This window comes from uncultured Paraglaciecola sp., assembly GCF_943787955.1.
Taxonomy (GTDB): Bacteria; Pseudomonadota; Gammaproteobacteria; order Enterobacterales; family Alteromonadaceae; genus Paraglaciecola.
This window is the reverse complement of the sequence record NZ_CALSOK010000011.1, coordinates 82666-98530: the sequence shown is the minus strand read 5'-3', so window position 1 is coordinate 98530 and position 15865 is coordinate 82666. Positions and strand designations below refer to the sequence as shown.

Annotated in this window: 11 protein-coding genes and 4 pseudogenes; 7 read left to right on the top strand and 8 right to left on the bottom strand. The window is 41.2% G+C overall.

Annotated elements, in window-relative coordinates; all coding sequences use genetic code 11:
- Nucleotides 1-12 precede the first annotated feature (12 nt).
- From trxB to Q0Y52_RS11400, 3 genes are all read right to left on the bottom strand, one after another.
- Entirely contained in the window at nt 13-966 is a 954-nt protein-coding gene (trxB, locus tag Q0Y52_RS11410; RefSeq protein ID WP_297821649.1) for a thioredoxin-disulfide reductase, read from the bottom strand.
- 135 nt (nt 967-1101) lie between these two features.
- On the bottom strand, nt 1102-3237 hold the full coding sequence (gene pta, locus Q0Y52_RS11405; protein ID WP_297821646.1) for a phosphate acetyltransferase: 2136 nt from the start codon (nt 3235-3237) through the stop codon (nt 1102-1104).
- Nucleotides 3238-3246: 9 nt separating this feature from the next.
- Nucleotides 3247-4437 (bottom strand): acetate kinase, encoded by a 1191-nt coding sequence (locus tag Q0Y52_RS11400; RefSeq protein WP_297821645.1) that lies wholly within the window; start codon nt 4435-4437, stop codon nt 3247-3249.
- A gap of 105 nt (nt 4438-4542) precedes the next feature.
- Between Q0Y52_RS11400 and Q0Y52_RS11395 the strand changes: the two genes are divergently transcribed.
- The 4 genes and pseudogenes from Q0Y52_RS11395 to Q0Y52_RS11370 all read left to right on the top strand — a co-directional run bounded on the left by Q0Y52_RS11395 (nt 4543) and on the right by Q0Y52_RS11370 (nt 6541).
- Complete coding sequence (locus Q0Y52_RS11395) at nt 4543-4689, top strand: hypothetical protein (RefSeq protein WP_297821643.1); 147 nt, start codon at nt 4543-4545, stop codon at nt 4687-4689.
- A pseudogene (locus Q0Y52_RS11385) lies at nt 4679-5054 on the top strand (DUF412 family protein). The gene Q0Y52_RS11395 and the pseudogene Q0Y52_RS11385 overlap by 11 nt, the downstream one beginning before the upstream one ends.
- Nucleotides 5055-5085: 31 nt before the next feature.
- Nucleotides 5086-5439: a PQQ-binding-like beta-propeller repeat protein gene (locus Q0Y52_RS11380; RefSeq protein WP_293746902.1), complete on the top strand. Its 354-nt coding sequence runs from the start codon at nt 5086-5088 to the stop codon at nt 5437-5439.
- Between the two features lie 601 nt (nt 5440-6040).
- Nucleotides 6041-6541, top strand: a pseudogene (locus Q0Y52_RS11370) (acyl-CoA thioesterase).
- 24 nt (nt 6542-6565) lie between these two features.
- On the opposite strand, the gene Q0Y52_RS11365 reads toward Q0Y52_RS11370, so the two are convergent.
- Complete coding sequence (locus tag Q0Y52_RS11365) at nt 6566-6973, bottom strand: hypothetical protein (protein WP_293746907.1); 408 nt, start codon at nt 6971-6973, stop codon at nt 6566-6568.
- 139 nt (nt 6974-7112) lie between these two features.
- Nucleotides 7113-8986, bottom strand: a pseudogene (gene sppA / locus Q0Y52_RS11360) (signal peptide peptidase SppA).
- Nucleotides 8987-9142: 156 nt separating this feature from the next.
- On the opposite strand from sppA, the pseudogene Q0Y52_RS11355 reads away from it, so the two are divergent.
- A pseudogene (locus Q0Y52_RS11355) lies at nt 9143-11171 on the top strand (NADPH-dependent 2,4-dienoyl-CoA reductase).
- Nucleotides 11172-11630: 459 nt separating this feature from the next.
- A complete protein-coding gene (locus Q0Y52_RS11350) occupies nt 11631-11837 on the top strand; it encodes a cold-shock protein (protein ID WP_007618104.1) in 207 nt (68 codons plus the stop codon).
- Nucleotides 11838-12347: 510 nt separating this feature from the next.
- Here Q0Y52_RS11350 and lpxH read toward each other — a convergent pair.
- Both lpxH and Q0Y52_RS11340 read right to left on the bottom strand, forming a co-directional pair.
- Nucleotides 12348-13076: a UDP-2,3-diacylglucosamine diphosphatase gene (gene lpxH, locus Q0Y52_RS11345; protein WP_297821723.1), complete on the bottom strand. Its 729-nt coding sequence runs from the start codon at nt 13074-13076 to the stop codon at nt 12348-12350.
- 90 nt (nt 13077-13166) lie between these two features.
- Nucleotides 13167-13661 (bottom strand): peptidylprolyl isomerase, encoded by a 495-nt coding sequence (locus Q0Y52_RS11340; protein WP_297821635.1) that lies wholly within the window; start codon nt 13659-13661, stop codon nt 13167-13169.
- Between the two features lie 172 nt (nt 13662-13833).
- Here Q0Y52_RS11340 and cysS point away from each other — a divergent pair, with 172 nt between their 5' ends.
- On the top strand, nt 13834-15213 hold the full coding sequence (cysS, locus tag Q0Y52_RS11335; RefSeq protein WP_297821633.1) for a cysteine--tRNA ligase: 1380 nt from the start codon (nt 13834-13836) through the stop codon (nt 15211-15213).
- Nucleotides 15214-15432: 219 nt separating this feature from the next.
- On the opposite strand, the gene Q0Y52_RS11330 is transcribed toward cysS, so the two are convergent.
- Nucleotides 15433-15855: an isoprenylcysteine carboxylmethyltransferase family protein gene (locus Q0Y52_RS11330; protein ID WP_297821721.1), complete on the bottom strand. Its 423-nt coding sequence runs from the start codon at nt 15853-15855 to the stop codon at nt 15433-15435.
- Between the last annotated feature and the right edge of the window lie 10 nt (nt 15856-15865).

The window sequence follows — 15865 nt, the reverse complement described above, 5'->3', positions numbered from 1 at the left end:
TTTATTAAACGGTTACTCTTGCGCGTCTAAGAATTTTTCAGCATCCAAAGCCGCCATGCAGCCCGTACCTGCTGAGGTGATGGCTTGGCGATAGATATGATCGCTCACGTCACCTGCGGCAAATACACCTTCAACACTGGTCTGAGTGGCGTTACCCTCTGTGCCGCTTAGCACTGTGATATAGCCGTCTTTCATCTCTAACTCACCTTCAAAGATCCCGGTATTGGGTTGGTGGCCAATTGCAATGAACACTCCCATCAGATCTAGGTTTTGGGTCGCATCAGAGTCTGTGTCTTTGATACGAATGCCAGTCACACCCATTTCATCACCTAACACTTCGTCTAATTGACGATCTAGATGTAATGTAACATTACCATTCTTAGCTTTTTCCATTAAACGGTCAGCCAGTATTTTTTCACTGCGAAACGTATCACGTCTATGAATTACGTGCACTTCAGAGGCGATGTTTGACAGATAAAGCGCTTCTTCAACAGCTGTATTACCCCCGCCCACAACCGCTACTTTTTGATTACGGTAGAAAAATCCATCACAGGTTGCACAGGCTGATACCCCTTTGCCCATAAAAGCCGTTTCTGAGTCCATTCCAAGGTATTTAGCAGAGGCACCAGTACAGATAATTAATGAATCACAGGTATAAGTACCTTGATCTCCGGTTAATGTGAAAGGTCGCTTGGATAAATCGGTTTTGTTAATGTGATCAAAAATAATCTCAGTATCAAACTTTTCAGCATGCTTTTGCATACGGTCCATTAAATCAGGACCTGTTAACCCTTCAGGATCGCCTGGCCAGTTTTCCACTTCAGTTGTGGTGGTTAATTGCCCACCTTGCTGAATTCCGGTGATTAAAACAGGGTTCAAATTCGCGCGCGCAGCATATACCGCGGCTGAGTAACCAGCAGGACCAGAGCCCAAAATTAGTAGCTTAACGTGTCTCACTTCAGACATTTAACTCTCCAAATATTTTTTAACAGCCACCTAAGATGACCAAAATTTTCATTTACTTATGCTGCTTAATATGTGGGCAAGTCGTGTACTTTCAATATCAAGTGCGTAACTAAATTATACTCATGACCTCATTTTTCACTGTGTTGCCTGGATTGCAGTTAACGCGATAGTGAATACAATATCATCTACCAGTGCACCGCGGCTTAAATCGTTAACGGGTTTCGCCATGCCTTGCAACATTGGCCCAATACTGACCAAATTAGCGCTGCGTTGCACGGCTTTGTAAGTTGTATTACCGGTATTCAAATCTGGGAAAATAAACACTGTGGCATGACCTGCTACTTTGCTATTTGGGGCTTTGTTCTTCGCAACACTTTCCATCACCGCCGCATCATATTGCAAAGGTCCATCAATTAACAAGTCAGGGCGCTTTTGTTGCGCTAATTTAGTGGCCAGTTTGACTTTTTCAACGTCTGTGCCGGTACTTGAATTACCTGTGCTGTAGCTGATCATAGCCACTTTTGGTTCGATACCAAAAGCCGCTGCTGAGTCAGCTGATTGAATAGCAATATCCGCAAGTTGCTCAGCATTTGGGGCGGGGTTGATAGCACAATCGCCATACACTAATACTTGTTCTGGCAATAACATAAAAAATATTGAGGAAACTAAAGATGCCCCTGGTGCAGTTTTGATTAGTTGTAACGCCGGGCGAATAGTATTGGCGGTTGTATCCACAGTACCTGACACTAATCCATCCACATGATTTTGTTGCAACATCATAGTGCCTAATACCACGTTATCGAGTAAACGTTCTTTGGCTACTACAGCCGTTAGTCCTTTATGTTTACGTAATTTCACCATCGGTTTTACATACTGACTGCGTATGTCTTCAGGCTGTATGATTTTAACCGAATCAGCTAACACCACTCCTTGTTGTTGGGCGACTCTTAATATCTCGGTTTTGTTGCCAAGCAAAATGCACTTTGCGATATTTCTTTGGGCACAAATGGCCGCGGCCTTGATTGTTCTTGGTTCTTCGCCCTCAGGTAACACTAGGGTTTTGTTAGCTTGTTGTGCCAGTTGGGTTAATTTATAGCGAAATGCTGAAGGAGAGAGTCTCAAGGCTCTATTTGAGTCCTTTGAGATTGACGCGACCCAATCAGAATCAATACATGCTGCGGTGTGATCCATTACGCGGTTGATACGTTGTTCGTCGTCGGCGGGTACTTCTTGATTGAACATATGTAAATTGAGCGATGTTTGCCAGGTGTTCTCATTGGTCAGTAAAACGGGTAAACCGGTTTCTAACGCTTGAGAACAAAGCTGCCAAATCCGCGGATCGGGTTGATAACCTCCAGTCAACAACAATGCTCCTATTTTTGTACCATTTTGCGCGGCCAAGCATGATGACACCAATACGTCACTTCTATCACCGGACAATACTAACAGCGCGCCGGGTTTAAGGATGGATACCATATTATGGATTTCGCGGGCACAAAAATGCACACTGCGCAGCCGTCTGTGTTGATAATCGCCCTCGTTTAATAACTGTGCATTCAGGTGTTTACAGACATCTAGAACACGCGGAGCGATAAGCTCAAAGCTCCAAGGTATTGTGCCCAGTAAAGCAAAAGACTTTGAGAAGATAGGTAAGTTGTATAACTTATTGACAACACCAGTCGTTTGACTAGTGTCATGATTTTCGATTAATTCGCTGCTTAGACGTCCTTTGTCATCAATGGGGGCATTGACCTTATTAAAAATACAACCGATGACTTTTTTACTTTTGTGACCACCATAACTGTTAGCCATAATTTCTAGCTTGTCGTTAAGTTGATTCAACAGCAAACTTCTAGGGGCACTGACTAACACAATCTGTGCATCTAAGGCATTGCAAATTTCCCTATTCAAACGCACAGCATAAGGATGGTTTTGGGTGGAAACTAAACCTTCTATAATAGTGATATCTTCTTTATCAGCGTGTTCCTCGAACAGTGCAATGATGTCTTCTAATAAAATATCAATTTTGTCTTGACTGATCATCTCTTCAACATATGAGACTGAAAAAGGTTTAGCTGGTTTTAATAATCCAACCTTAGTTGCAATGGTAGTCGACTTTTCAGGCTCATTGTTTCCTTGTCTTGGTTGGCCGACAGGTTTGAAAAAATTAACTTTTAGGCCTTGCTGCTGCATCACTCTCACCAACCCAAGGCTAACGCTGGTTAAACCCACATTTGTACTTACCGGTATCAACATTATTCGACGTGGCATAGTGATCCCTTATTGAGCGTACTTTATGGTGTCTTTAGCAATCACCCATTCTTCATTGGTGGCAATGGCAAAGATGGGTTTTGAATGAGTATGGCTAATAAGGCCAGATTGGCCAAAACGCATTTGTAGATTTTTATCTGGATCAAGCTGTAACCCCAGATGTGTTAGCTGATTAATGGTGTTTTCCCTGACGTAGGCAGAGTTTTCTCCAATACCACCGGTAAAAACTAAAGCATCTAATGGCCCTACAACCGCTATATACGCGCCAATATATTTGACTAGTCGATAAATAAACATATCGAGTGCCAGCTGAGCTTGTTGGTTACCATCGTTGGCTTGCTGTTCAATAATTCTACAATCATTGCTCAGTTCTGAGATACCCAGTAACCCAGACTTCTTATTCAATAACTCGCTTACTTCAGATACCGAATAGCCTAGTTGCTCTATCAAGTAAGTAGGCAAACTGGGGTCAATATCACCGCAGCGTGTTCCCATCACTAAACCCTCTAAAGGAGTGAAACCTAAGCTGGTGTCAATTGCTTTGCCTTTCCTGACCGCTGCTATGCTGCATCCATTACCAAGGTGTGCCGTGATTAAGTTACAAGCTGATAACTCTTTTTTAAGGGCATTTGCCGCCTCATGTGCCACAAAGTAATGGCTTGTGCCATGAAAACCATAGCGCCTAATATTATGTTGTTGGTAAAGTTCATAGGGCAGGGCATACAAGTAAGCATGCTTAGGCATGGTTTGAAAAAAGGCCGTATCAAATACTGCGACATGAGGTAAATGAGGATATGAAGTTTGCGCGCTGTTTATACCAGCCAAGTTTGCTGGATTATGTAATGGTGCCATAAGCGAAGTTTGCTGTATGGCTTGCTTGACCTGATCGTTAATTAAGCTTGAATGGGTGAACGTTTCGCCGCCGTGCACAACTCTATGTCCTACCGCCACAATTTTTTGGCTTAAGTGTTTGAACTGTTTCAGCTTTTTAGCTATTACCACTAATGCTTGTTGATGGTCAGTATTGACTGGTAATTTAACATCATGCTCTTTGTGTTGGTAACTAAAAACTAGCCTGCTAGAGGCAGTGCAAAGGTTTTCTGCCAATCCATGTAAGGGAGCTGTTCCTGTTTTGGCTTCTATAATTGCAAACTTAATAGAGGAGCTTCCACAATTAAGAACGAGAACGTATTGATCCATAAGTAAAAATCCTTTTTATCAACCACAACAAAACATTATTAGTATTGTTATGAGAAATCTTTGGGTATCGATAGTTGATTTTATATAACATTAGGGCGATAGCTAATGCGTGACTTAGCCGCTAGAATAGACTCTGAGCTTTATGGTGGAGTACCCGAGTTGGCACAAACTATCACAGCAATGGTGAAAGACGGTCAGCAGTATATGGAGACGTGGCCTATGCAATCGACAGTTGTATGGCATGTTTCCTGAGTGCCGGGTTATATCAGCGACCAAGTTTTCGATAAAAGTGATGCCAGCCCTGGCCGTTTTAACCGTTGCAGCATTAATTAATTTGCAAGGCGTTGAACGAGTTGCCTCAAGCATTAGCCATAGGTGCGTTCTTTTTATCCTCTACCTATGCAAGGATTGATGTGGTTAGGGTACATCGCTCAAATCAAAACCTGCCACCAGCCTTAAAAAGTTGGTATTTAGACATTCACCATAAAATGCAAATGCAGGGTTGTGCGCTTAGGCATCTGCGAAACAGCCAAGCCAGAAGTATAAAGAGCTTGGCGAGACTATTGAGGACAGCGTTTGAAGAATTAGACAAGGCGTTTACTAAACGTTGGTTTTAAACCCTACACGCATAAACAGGGAGTAAGGTGTATGCAAAGGCTTTTTATTGGAATACAAGGTAAAGCCGTTTGTTTAGACAAAGCAACAGGCGATATTCTTTGGTCGACTAAGTTAAAGTCATCTAGTAGCGTGACGAATGTCTATTATGAAGAAAATCAGGTTTTTGCTTATTCTGGCGGGCACTTGTTTTGCTTAAACGCCGGAACTGGTGAAATCATGTGGGAAAACGGTTTAAGTGGTTACGGTTTTGGTGCATGTATCATTGCCAGTGAAAGTCAAAGCTCGGCAGCCGCAATTTCCAACCAAGTCGCTTCTCAACAAGCTGCAGCGTCAAGCACAATAGTAGCCACAACAAGCTCAGGTTCCTCAGGAAGTGGCGACTAGCCAAAAGTCAAAGGCATAGCTCGGTTCTTAGGGGGCTTTTACAATTTTCTGCAAATATAGGCTTGTACTCGCCCTACACCACTTTATTGTGTCTTCTTATACTTAATTCTATTGGCCCACATTCACAGCGATACTTGAAGCATTTGCCTTGTACTTTAGCTGACATCCATCTGATGATAGGTTTGCCCTTTTACCTCAAATAGATTCAAGCATTAGGCCCTGCCACTCTTTGCCGTGGGGGCGAACTTTTCCAAAAAGTGTATATAGCCAATAAATGGCAAACTTCATGGGGCACAACCACCTCCATAGAATGCGTCCAGATTGTCAGACAGCAGAACAGGATTAAAACGTAACTCGTTAATTTGTAGCCGAGCACAACCCGCAATTTTGCCCCTTTGGTTAAAGCTTATTTTGGGCAATCCAGAAGTTCTGCTCAAAGTGATGAACAGAGGCATGGACTAATACATTGTTCAACTTTTTGAATGACTAATTGTTGGGGATGCAATGACAAAAAATGGTCTGCATCTAGGGTGAGTAACTGACAATGGGAGTCATTTTAACCAATAATTCAAGTTAAAGCCAATCCTTTTGAGTACTCTCAATGCAAGACCCATTACAGCAACGCCGATCATTAGACTTTCGTTTTTTAGCCGAGCCTACCGATGTTAATTTTGGCGGTAAAGTACATGGTGGTATTGTGATGAAATGGATGGATCAGGGGCCCGGTTATGCCTGTGCCGCTCAATGGAGTGCACATTATTGCGTGACGGTATCTATTGGTGGTATTCGATTTATTCGACCGATTTTAGTAGGCCAGATGGTTACCTTGACAGCGCAAATTGTGTAGACCGGTAAAACAAGCATGCATATTTATATTCGGATTGTGGCGGGTGATCCAAAACAAGGTAGACATGGTTGAAACTGGACACTGTATTATTCAGCTGTTGAGGCCAGTGATGAAGCAGGCTACCCGGTCGAAGTACCCACTTGGTTGCCTCAATCAAAGTTAGATTTTGCGTTAGAAAAATATGCTATTCAGGCTAAGGAGTCAGCGCAAAGTTTAGATAAGGAGTTATTAGTGGCTTTGAGTGAAGATGAGTAGTTAATTTGTAGTTTCTTACTACCGTTATGCTGAGGGTTTCTTTGGCGATACAAGCTTATTATCTATGCTTAATATACCCTCTTTAATGGTAATACTTCCAGACCAAATTGAACCATAATGTTGTCCATCTAGGTATAAGTCTTTTTGGTATTTACCTATGATTTCCAGTTTATGCGGATTCGAATTTGTACCAAAAATAACAGTATGTCTTAATGGGGAAGGTGAGCTTTTACCGACTGTCGATATATGCATTAAGTCTGATGAATAAGCTTCGATAATGGTAATAGACAAACCTGGGTGAGTGACATCATATTCTACCCATTTTTCCTCTACTATCCTTCCATCATTAGCTCCAGTTACACCTAATAATGTTGTACAGCTATTTAACAATAGAGCAACGCTGAGAATAACGGGTTTAGACCAATGCTTCATTAACATTCCTCGATTATTTAATTTTTACTAGAAAACCCAACGTCCTTTTTAAGCTTTCTAGCAAAATCTCATTTGTAGTAAATTAAAGTATTTTATTAATCTTGCGCAACGTTTCTTAGCAATGAATAAATATCTATGACTAGAATTCGCAAGCCAAGCAGTAAGCATACACACCTTTAGGGTCGATTCAGTTTAGCTACAGCTTCAATGTCCGCGGTTAATTCTTTAACACAGGCTTCAGAATAGTACTGGATTTTTCCACTTCGAAAGCGCCATCAAAAGACACAGCAGACGCTTTGGAACAACTCTTTCCAGAACAGCTCACTTTTAGACAAGCTTCTTTGGATGTAAAGGGTATCGTAGGTTTCCAGGCTAGCTAATTCAGCAGCCGCTTTCACCCCGTCCTCTAGGTAACCTAGTTCATCTACTAGGCCTAACTCTAGGGCCGTATCTCCAATCCACACACGTCCTTGGGCAATGTTGGTCGACTTGGTCTTTGCTCATCTCGCGCTTATCAGCCACCAGTGAGATGAATTGGTCGTAGCCGTGTTCGATGCCTCTTTGCATGATGGCGGCGACTTTAGGGTCCAGGGTTTTAGTGATGCCCATGCCAGCAAATTCGGTGGTACCGACGCCGTCCGAATGGACACCTAAATAATCCAGGGTGTTTTCAAAGGATCAAGAACATGCCGAATATACCAATTGAACCGGTGATAGTACTAGGTGCCGCAAGTGATTTTGTCTGCGCCGGCAGAAATCCAATAACCGCCAGAAGCCGCATAGGTACTCATAACAGCCACCACAGGTTTGCCGACAGCTTGTAAGTTTTCCACTTCTTGACGAATGATTTCTGAAGCAAAGGCACTGCCACCAGGTGAGTCCACATACAATAGCGACTACCGACTTAACGGTATCGTCGTATCTAGCTTTGCGAAGTAGCTCAGCCGTACTGTCGCCGCCGATTTGGCCAGGTTTTTTGGTACCGTTTAAAATAGTGCCTTTGGCTACGACTATACGGCGACCTGTATCGATATTGTTGGGCATGTTTGGTAGTGTCGGGTTGATAATTTTCAGGTAGCTTTTGTAGCTGATGGCGTTGAATCCCATGCCACTTTTATTTTTACCTACTACTGCCACAATTTCTTGCAGAGCTTGCTCCCGTGTTTTGAGTGCATCAACCCAACCAAAATCCAATGCATATTTTGCAAAGTCTCCGCCTACCTGTTCAAATTTTTGTAAGAATATATCTAATTTTTCATCAAAATCATTAACATCTAAACCGCGCGCTTGTGCAACACTTTCTTTGTATTGCGTCCACATCGCTGTTAACCAGGCTTTGTTTGCTTCTTTTGCCGCGTCAGACATATCATCACGAATAAATGGCTCAACTGCTGACTTATATGTGCCCACCTTGAAAACGTGTGTTTCTGCTTTAAGTTTTTCAATAGCAGATTTGAAATACATGCCAAAACGTCCATAACCTTCAAACATCATAAAACCCATAGGGTTGAGATAAAGGTGATCAGCACGACTTGCAATATAATATTGGTTTTGGCTGTAGTAATCGCCAATAGCATAGATGGGTTTTTCGCTCTCTTTAAAGTTTTCTAATGCCATCGCAATTTGTTCTAGCTTATCCAACCCAGCTGTACCTAGACCTTGCAAGTCTAAAACTAAGGCTTTTATACGACGATCTTGTTTTGCATTTTCTATAGTCAGCAATACATCTTGCAGCAATATTTCTGGATTATCATCCTCTTGCTCAAAGGCTTCTTCCAGAAACTCGTTGAATGGATCAACCGCTTCCTTCTCTATAACCAAGTTACCGACTAACTTTAATACCAGAGCAGAATTGGCGGGTACTATGACTTTATTATCATCCTTTAAAAAAACCGAAATCAGACCTAAAAATACAATAATAAAAATGACGTTGAAAAATAACTTTCGACTAAAGTTTAGTGTGGTCCATAGACCAACAAACAACGACTTCGTCCAACTTTTTCCTGAAGACATAATAGATAAACACACAAATAAAGAATTTATGCTGCATCCTATCTAAAAACTGCTGTGCTGAACATTTTCAAATGTAATTTTTTGTAACTTTCTCATCTATGAACAATTTTTTTGAGATAGACTAACTAATATGATTAAAATTAAGCCATTTTAGATATGAAAATACACCCTCACTATCCATATTTATTCGAAAGTCTTGATCTGGGTTTTACCCAGTTGCCTAATCGTGTGCTGATGGGATCAATGCATCTTGGTTTAGAAGAAGAAAAAAAATGGCCTCGAGAAACTAGCTGCGTTTTATGCAGAACGAGCCGCTGGCGGGGTAGGACTCATTGTCACTGGTGGTGTGAGTCCTAATCGACAAGGGTGGTTATTGCCTTTCGCTGCCCGTATGAGTAATAAAAAGCATGCCAAAGAACATCAGGTTATTACAGAAGCGGTGCATCAACACCAAGGTAAAATTTGCCTGCAGATATTACATGCTGGGCGTTATGGCTATCATCCTTTTGTGGTTGCGCCTTCGGCAATCAAATCGCCCATTAATCCTTTTAAACCAAAAGCTATTTCAAAAAGAGGCATTGTCAGCACCATTAACGATTATGCCAATTGTGCTGCCTTGGCCAAACAAGCGGGATACGATGGTGTGGAAATCATGGGCTCGGAAGGGTATTTTATTAATCAATTTATATGTCCTCGAACTAATCAGCGGGATGATGAATGGGGTGGTAGTTTTGAAAATCGCTCGCGAATTGCGGTTGAAATAGTCAATGCCGTAAGGCAAAAAGTTGGTACCGATTTTATTATTATCTTTCGTTTATCCATGTTGGACTTAGTGGAGGGCGGCAGCAATTGGGATGAAGTTGTGGCTCTAGGGAAACTGATTGAGCAGTCTGGCGCTACACTGATTAATACCGGTATTGGTTGGCATGAAACGAGGGTGCCCACTATTGGCACTATGGTACCAAGAGGCGCATTTACTTGGGTAACTGAGCGTATGAAAGCTGAGCTAACGGTGCCTTTAATTGCAACGAATAGGATCAATACTCCAGAAATTGCTGAAAAGATATTAGCCACTGGTCAAGCTGATATGGTCTCTATGGCTAGGCCTTTTCTGGCAGATGAAAATTTTGTACGCAAAGCACATCAAGGTAGAAGCAACGAAATCAATACGTGTATCGCTTGTAACCAAGCGTGTTTGGACCATGGTTTTGAACGCAAACGTGCCAGTTGTTTAGTTAATCCGCGAGCCGGTTACGAAACAGAATTAAATTTCCCCCTTACCACTCACAAGAAAAAAATAGCGGTAGTGGGTGCAGGGCCGGCTGGTCTAGCCTTCAGTTGTTATGCGGCTGAGCGTGGTCATGAAGTACATTTGTTCGAAAAAAGTACCGAGGTTGGCGGCCAATTTAACTATGCTAAACGTATTCCTGGCAAAGAAGAATTTTATGAAACCATACGTTACTTCAAAAAGAGATTAGACGTCACAGGTGTGCATCTCCATCTCGAAAGTCAGCAGAGTGTTGAGTCTTTAGCTGATGCTCATTTTGAACAGGTGGTGCTTGCCACGGGTATCAAACCAAGAAATGTTAATATTGAAGGTATACAACACTCCAAAGTCATGAATTATCTGGATGTGCTTAGAGATAACAAACCGGTAGGTAAAAAGGTAGCGATTATAGGTGCTGGGGGTATTGGTTTTGATGTCGCTGAATTTTTGGTAGAAGCACACTCTTTAACGACTGAGCCTGAACAATGGCTAAAAAATTGGGGAGTCGATAAAGAGTACAAGCAAGCTGGTGGATTAACTGAAGCAACCATTGGGGAGCCTGCTAGAGATATATTTTTACTGCAGCGAAAAACGACTAAAGTCGGTAAAGGGCTAGGTAAGACTACAGGTTGGATCCACAGGTCAGCATTACAAAGGAAACAGGTGCAGATGATGGCAGGTGTTGATTATGTCAAAATTGACGAACAAGGTTTACATATTCAAGTGAACAACAAACCACAAATATTGGAAGTGGATAATGTGATTTTATGTGCAGGTCAAGAACCCCTAAGAGAGTTACAACAAGGGTTAAAGAATAGAGGCATCACAACTCATCTTATCGGCGGCGCTGACATTGCATCAGAACTCGACGCAAAAAGGGCCATCAGGCAAGGCGCTGAATTAGCTGCGAGCATATAAGTTGTGGTAAGAACAGAGAATAAAAAGGTGCAGGCTTTATCTATTCTCTGTTGGCTGATTACATTCTAATGCGCAAAGTATATATGAATGAGCAAAATGTTGATGTCATGTTTTTAACCAATCGACTGTTCAAGGTCTTAACGGTTTTTTTATGACGTGGTTTGTTTTGGTTTAAGCCCCGGGAAATACCGGTGGCTTAGGCAGGATAGTGCCCCCATAATGCATCGAGCACCTCAAATTCTGTTCTACTGATTATCTTTTTTATTTGCGTTTTATCGGATTTATAAGATACACAATGCCTAAATTCTTGCAGAATCAGATATTTAATCAATAAAGATAAAATTATTCCGACATTTTGTAATTAAGCTGTTAGAATATGCTCTGGATTCAATATCCTGCTGCGCAATGGTGATAACGCAACAGGAATTAAACTATTTCACTACAAGAAGAGAGTTCAAAATGAGTAAAGGTACAGTAAAGTGGTTCAATGCAGATAAAGGTTTCGGTTTTATAGCTCCAGAAGACGGAAGCAAAGATTTATTTGTTCACCATTCAGAAATTCAAGCTGGTGGCGGTTACGCTACTTTGACTGACGGCCAAGCTGTTGAGTTCGAAGTTGGCGAAGGTCAAAAAGGCCCATGCGCCAATAAAGTAGTTCCTTTATAAAAAGAACCACTTTTAAACTAGCAATTTAGGCTCGTATTTTGAGCCGGATCTTAACAAGAAGTTTGTTAAGATCTTTGCTAGATAGTTTTTTTTAATCCCTACTATCAAAATTTCTTAATTTTTTTAAACCATTAAATTTCTCCAAGCTTATCCTGTTTTTACGTTTCAAATTCCATATTTTTTATAAACTTACTTTTTGAATATCTGTAATATCATATTAATCTGTATGCTTTGGGTTAATAGTTTCGTGACTTTGTAATACTCCCGTACTCATTGCTTGAGAAAAAGTCACAGGAATTAAGCCTATTGAAGTGGTCTAGCTATTTCTCATTATTGGTTTTCCTATTCTAGTAACAGTGAATGTGGCTAAGATAAACAATCCATACCTAGTATGGTATAGACGCTGGTTAGAATAGAATAAAAAAGAATAGAAAAGTACTGTGATGACATATTTGCAATAATGTCAGGTCAGTTTGATAGCCAATCTGTGACTATTTTTGTGAAATGGTTTCAGTTGAATTTTTGCTGTTGAAGCTCAATTGCTGCAGCGCTAACTTTGAGTATACTGCCCTGATCATACCAATCACCTAATACTACTCTTTGAGCCGACTGGTTGTTAATTTCTAATGGGTGTATGGCAGGTCTATGGGTATGTCCATGGATCAATGTTTTTACTGCAAATTTTTGCATGCAGGCTATGACTTCTTTTGATGTGACATCCATAATTTCAGCGCTAAGTTTAGATTGCTTCTGTTTGCTGGTAGCACGCCCTTTTCTAGCAAGCTTTCGGCGTGTTGATAATGGAAGGCTCAACATGATTTTTGGCCACCACCAACTGCGTGCTTTTTTACGAAAAGCTTGGTATTCAGTGTCTTTGGTGCAAAGTTCATCACCATGCATAATAAGCGTTGGCTCACCGTATAAATCTATGACCACTTGTTCTGGTAATATTTTGAATCCTGCTTGTTTAGCAAATCGCTGACGGATTAAAAAGTCTCGATTGCCATGAATAAAATAGATTGGTACCCCTGATTGTCGCAAAGTGTTAAATGCCTTAGCGATGCTCAGAGTAAAACTGTTTTGATCGTCGTCGCCAATCCATACCTCAAACAAATCGCCTAGCACATATAAAGCATCAGCCTGAGGTGCTTGTTCAGATAAAAATTGAAATAAACATTGGTTAATGTCGTCTCTGTCAGCAGATAAATGTAGATCGGAAATAAAGTAAGTAAAAGGGATCATGTAATGGGACAGAATATTGGTTATTTATATGAAGCGTCAAGAGAGTCAAATAACTTGTATAGATTCAACTCTCTTGCCTTTAGCATATTATTCGACTATTTCAGCCTTTTGAATAATAACATCTTCCACGGGTACATCTTGATGGTAGCCAGAGTTACCGGTCGCTACCGCTCTAATTTTTTCAACTACGTTCATGCCATCAGATACCTCTGCAAATACGCAATAGCCCCATCCATCTGTGCTTTCACTACGGAAGTTTAAAAAACTGTTGTCGCCAACATTGATAAAAAACTGTGCGGTAGCTGAATGAGGTTCGTTAGTGCGGGCCATAGCGACTGTGCCTAGGCTATTGACTAATCCATTATTAGCTTCGTTTTGGATCGTTGCTTTACTTTCTTTTTGATCCATACCTGGTTCAAATCCGCCGCCTTGTATCATAAAACCATCAATCACCCGATGAAAAATGGTGTTGTCGTAAAAACCTTCTTTCACATAATCCAAAAAGTTGGCAACAGTAATAGGGGCTTTGTCTGCAAACAAAGTCAGGGTGATAACGCCATAATTCGTATGGATTTTAACCATGAAATAGATCCTTAATTTAGCAATATAAAAGTAGCCAGTCCATTCTAGCCTAAAACTTAAGTTTTTTTAAGGCTTTAAGAGCGATTGGCAGATGCAGCACAAGTTTCTCAGTGATAGAATCGCGTATTTTAAATAGACTATCTTAATATTTACCCCAGAGGATTTTGATTCAATGTTATATATATACAACACTTTAACCCGTCAGAAAGAGCAATTTAAACCATTGCAAGCAGGTAAGGTGGGGTTGTATGTATGCGGCATTACAGTATATGACGTATGCCATGTTGGACACGCCCGTACTTATTTGAGTTTTGATTTGATGGTGCGTTATATGCGCTCTCGTGGGCTTGAAGTGAACTATGTTCGTAACATTACAGATGTAGACGATAAAATTATCTCAAGAGCAAACGAGCAAGGTTTGACTGCTGAAGAGTTTACTGAGAATACTATCGCGCGAATGCATGAAGATTTCGCGGCGATAGGTTTGCTTGAGCCAGATGTTGAACCACGGGTGACTACCCACATCCCTGAAATTATTAATGTTATTCAGATCCTTATTGATAAAGATTATGCCTATCAAGCTCCTAGTGGTGATGTGTTGTTTGAAGTTAGTCAATATGCCAACTATGGAAAGTTGGGACGACAAGACTTAGAACAGCTTAACTCTGGAGCGCGTGTTGAAGTGGCAGCCGAAAAACGCGACCCATTAGACTTTGTACTTTGGAAGTCAGTAAAACCAGGTGAGCCTTTTTGGTCGTCACCTTGGGGAAATGGTCGTCCAGGTTGGCATATTGAGTGTTCTGCGATGAATCATAAACACTTAGGCAAGCATTTTGATATTCATGGTGGTGGTTCTGATTTGATCTTTCCTCACCATGAAAACGAAGTGGCCCAATCCTGCTGTGCGTTCGATACACCTTATGTGAATTATTGGATGCACACCGGTATGGTGCAAGTGAACCAAGAAAAAATGTCCAAGTCACTAGGTAACTTTTTTACCTTACGTGATGTCTTGGAAGTATATGATGCCGAAACCGTGCGTTATTTTTTAATGTCTGCGCAGTATCGTAGCCAATTAAGTTATTCAGATAGTTTTATCCAGCAAGCTCGCGCTTCATTAGAACGTTTGTATACCGCTTTACGTGATGTTACGCCCAATATGAATGTGAATATTGCCATGGGTGATTATCAATTCCGCTTTAATCACGCTATGGATGATGACTTTAATACGCCTGAGGCTTTCGCTGTATTGTTCGACTTAGCCAAAGAAATCAATAAGTCTGATGAACAACGAGCTGCTGATTTAGCTGGTGTGATGATAAAGCTGGCAGATATCTTAGGTATTTTACAGCAATCACCCAATGATTTTTTGCAAGGTTCTGCGAGTGGGGAACAAGGTGACGTTTCTGAAATTGAATCATTAATCAAAGCACGAAACGATGCACGTGCTAGCAAAAATTGGGCTGCGGCTGATGCTGCAAGAGATGCGCTAAACGCATTAAATGTAGTGCTTGAGGACTCAGCCACTGGCACAACTTGGAGACGCGGTTAAATATTAAAATCATGCCCCTATGCCCCTATGGTCTTAGGGGCATACTTGATGTGTGGTTTTGCCATTTCATGTCTTCACGTTATCGTAGAGCGAAAAAATTAGGCTGTAAAGTCTACGAAACCAAATAGTAATAAAAAAACAAGAGACATGCAGAAAATCAAGAAAAGGCTATAACAGACAATATTCATCACCTTAGCAGATTGTTTAGTGAGTGACAGCCTATAACCAGCGTCTAACCTTCTTTTTATAGTGCAGATACTCTTCACCAAAAATTCTCTCGATAATGCGTTCTTCAGGTTTGATTTGAAATTGTGTGATGTAAAAGTTAAAAAAGGCTGCGGCGATAAAGCCATAGTAATTACCAAGTTTAAAAATCACAGCAATTATAATCAGTTGCATACCCAGATACATGGGGTTTCTAGTGACACGGAAGATACCGCCCGACACCAAATAACTGGCTTTATCGGGTGTGGCGGGGCTAATAGTGGTCTTGGCTTTTCGAAACTCCCAAATGCCTGCTAAAGCTACCAAAACGCCTGAGGCTCCAATATACCAGTGAAGGCCAAACCATATGGATGGTATGGCCAGTATTGGTAAGAAGTGAGTCAACCCATAAGCCAGGCCAAGACAGAATAACAACACTATGGGAGGG